A 738-nucleotide genomic window follows, 5' to 3' on the forward strand; every position below is an offset into this window, starting at 1 on the left:
CCGGCTGTTCCTGACCCTCAAACAGGGTGTGGCATTGGTTCTCTGGTACGGATTGCTGCGGCATGGCACCTCGTGAGGATGACCAAGCCCAAGGCTCAGACCTGCGAGGCGAAGATCGAAGGTACGTGGCGTCCCATCAGCCTCGATGAGGCGGTGGACCAATATCCGTTGGCCGTGAAGCGCTGCCCAGCTTGCCATGGGCGCGTGTCGATCAACGGCTCCTACAGCGGGCGCGGCTTCGGCAAGTCGATGACGCATCGGAAGGCACACAGCAGTTGCCCTCTCAAGTCTGAGACCTACTCCGGCATGCCCTCGCTGCATCCGCAGACGCTTGCCTGAGATGGCTTTTAACCCACCGGCCCAATCGGCTCACAGGCTGGCAGGGCGAGCTGTGATGATATGGCCGCCCGGCCCAGGCGTCTTTCTCATCAGGCCCGGGTGCAATCGCGAAAAGTCCTGACCCATGATGGAGCGGGACGACAATATACCATCTACATGTGTGTGATCGTCAACCGCTCCGGAACAGGTGCTGCCGCCTGGGAGATCCGTGCGCTTCCGCCTGCAATGCAAGGCGATGCCCCGATGGCTTCGACGATACCCCACGCCCTCTCTCCGCTCATCCGTAAGCTGGAGAGCATCGCTGGCCTCTCAGAGGAGGAGAGGCAAGCCATCGAGCGCCTGCCGGTCCGGGTGCGGACCCTGTCGGCGCGACAGGACATCGTCCGCGACGGTGATCGG

Annotated in this window: 1 protein-coding gene; it reads left to right on the plus strand. The window is 62.7% G+C overall.

The window, feature by feature from the left end:
- Positions 1-339: hypothetical protein (locus tag MKK82_RS28765; protein ID WP_243987622.1), on the plus strand; the 339-nt coding region annotated here is incomplete at its 5' end.
- Positions 340-738: the final 399 nt, after the last annotated feature.

The organism is Methylobacterium sp. E-046 (genome assembly GCF_022829625.1).
Classification (GTDB): domain Bacteria; phylum Pseudomonadota; class Alphaproteobacteria; order Rhizobiales; family Beijerinckiaceae; genus Methylobacterium; species Methylobacterium longum.